The following is a 2,507-nucleotide window of genomic DNA, read 5'->3' on the forward strand; positions in this document are numbered from 1 at the left end:
GAGTGACGGCAGCGGCGTGGATATCGCCAATGTGAAGATGTCGATGAACCCGTTCGACGAGATCGCCGTGGAAGAGGCGGTGCGGCTGAAGGAAGCGGGGGTGGCGACCGAAGTGGTCGCGGTGAGCTGCGGCGTGGGCGCGTGCCAGGAGACGCTGCGCGCGGCGATGGCGATCGGCGCGGACCGCGGCATCCTCGTCGAGACCGACGTCGAGCTGCAGCCGCTGGCGGTCGCGAAGCTCTTGAAGGCGCTGTGCGACAAGGAAGCGCCGCAGTTGGTGATCTGCGGCAAGCAGGCGATCGACGACGACTCGAACCAGACCGGGCAGATGCTCGCCGCGCTGATGGGTTGGCCGCAGGCGACCTTCGCGTCGAAAGTCGTGCTCGGTGACGGGCGGGCGACGGTGACGCGCGAGATCGACGGCGGTCTCGAGACGCTCGAGATCAAGCTGCCGGCGGTCGTGAGCACCGACCTGCGCCTGAACGAGCCGCGCTACGCGACGCTGCCGAACATCATGAAGGCGAAGAAGAAGCCGCTCGACACGGTGAAGCCGGCCGATCTCGGCATCGAGGTCGCGCCGCGGCTGGCGACGCTGAAAGTCGCCGAGCCGCCCAAGCGCAGCGCCGGCGTGCGGGTGGCCGACGTCGCGCAACTCGTCGAAAAGCTCAAGAACGAAGCGAAGGTGATCTGAGATGACGACCCTGGTTATTGCTGAACACGACAATCAGTCGAACAAGGCGGCGACGCTGAACGCGATCACCGCGGCGACGAAGCTCGGGAGCGACGTTCACGTGCTCGTCGCCGGCGCCGGTTGCGGCGCTGCCGCCGAGCAGGTCGCGAAGATCGCTGGCGTCGCGAAGGTGCGCGTCGCCGACGCCGCGCATTACGACAGCCAGACGGCCGAGAACGTCGCCGCGCTGGTCGTTTCGATCGCCGGCGACTACTCGCACCTCGTCGCCCCCGGCACCTCCTTCGGCAAGAACGTGCTGCCGCGCGTGGCGGCGCTGCTCGACGTCGCGCAGATCTCGGACGTCGTCGCGATCGAAGCGCCCGACACCTTCGTGCGCCCGATCTACGCCGGCAACGCGCTCGCGACCGTGAAGAGCGCCGACCCGGTCAAGGTCATGACCGTGCGCACGACTGCGTTCGAAGCGGCGGGGCAGGGTGGAAGCGCGTCGGTCGAAGCGCTCGCCGCCGGACCCGACCTCGGCCTCACGACGCTCGTCGGGCGCGAGCTCACGAAGAGCGCGCGCCCCGAACTGGGCGCGGCGAAGATCATCGTCTCGGGCGGCCGCGGTCTCGGCAGCAGCGAGAACTACCACAAGCTGCTGGAGCCGCTCGCCGACAAGCTCGGCGCCGCGCTCGGGGCCTCCCGCGCCGCGGTCGACGCCGGCTTCGCGCCGAACGACTACCAGGTCGGCCAGACCGGCAAGATCGTCGCCCCGCAGCTCTACATCGCGGTCGGTGTCTCGGGCGCGATCCAGCACCTCGCGGGGATGAAGGACTCGAAGGTCATCGTCGCGATCAACAAGGACCCGGAAGCGCCGATCTTCCAGGTCGCCGACTACGGGTTGGTCGGGGATCTGTTCGAGGTCGTGCCGGAATTGACGGGCGCCGTCGGCTGATCCCAGGCGCACTTCAGCCGCAACCGGCTCCTCCTCTGGCGACACTCGGTTCTCCCTCCCTCAGGTGTCGCCGGATTTCCGCCGGCTCGGTGAGCACTGCTGACCGAGCCGGATCTTTTTCGGTGAGTGAAGGCCGGGCTGCGGCCCTGCTCGATTAACTGCAATCACGGAATCTGTTCGAATGCGCGAATCAATGGAGTTTGATGTCCTGATCGTCGGGGGCGGCCCGGCCGGCCTTGCCGCGGCGATCCGGCTCAAGCAGCTGGCCAACGAGAACGGAACGGAGCTGGCGGTCTGCCTGATCGAGAAGGCTTCCGAGATCGGCGCTCACATCCTCTCCGGCGCGGTCATGGACCCGCGCGCGCTGACCGAACTGATCCCCGACTGGAAGGAACAGGGCGCGCCGCTCAATACCGCGGTCACCGAAGACCGCGTGATCTTCCTCAACGAAACCGGCGGCCGCAAGGTGCCGAACAGCCTGCTGCCGGACTGTTTCCTGAATCACGGCAATTACATCGTGCGCCTCGGCAACGTCGCGAAGTGGCTCGGTGAACAGGCCGAAGCGCTCGGCGTCGAGGTCTATCCGGGCTTCGCCGGCGCCGAGATCCTGTACGACGAGAAGGGTGCGGTCAAAGGCGTCGCGACCGGCGACATGGGCGTCACGCGCGAAGGCGAGCACGGCCCGAACTACCAGCCGGGCATGGAGCTGCACGCGAAATACACGCTGTTCGCCGAAGGCTGCCGCGGGCACTCGGCAAGCAGCTCGAGGCGAAGTACAACCTCAGGAACGGCGTCGACCCGCAGACCTACGGCATCGGCCTCAAGGAATTGTGGGAAGTCCCCGCCGACCGCCACGTGCCGGGCCTGGTCGTGCATACAGCC

At 67.7% G+C, this 2,507-nt stretch carries 2 protein-coding genes and 1 pseudogene; all 3 read left to right on the forward strand.

Features of this window, described 5'->3' with window-relative positions; genetic code table 11:
* Window positions 1-691: electron transfer flavoprotein subunit beta/FixA family protein (locus V6M37_RS15035; protein ID WP_332674668.1), on the forward strand; the 691-nt coding region annotated here is incomplete at its 5' end.
* A 1-nt stretch (window position 692) separates the two neighbouring features.
* The gene (locus V6M37_RS15040) at window positions 693-1,625 is read left to right on the forward strand and encodes an electron transfer flavoprotein subunit alpha/FixB family protein (RefSeq protein ID WP_332674670.1); all 933 of its coding nucleotides are present in this window, start codon (window positions 693-695) and stop codon (window positions 1,623-1,625) included.
* Between the two features lie 193 nt (window positions 1,626-1,818).
* A pseudogene (locus V6M37_RS15045) lies at window positions 1,819-2,507 on the forward strand (NAD(P)/FAD-dependent oxidoreductase); the annotation flags it as partial.

Source organism: Aromatoleum sp., from assembly GCF_036675785.1.
Taxonomy (GTDB): Bacteria; Pseudomonadota; Gammaproteobacteria; order Burkholderiales; family Rhodocyclaceae; genus Aromatoleum.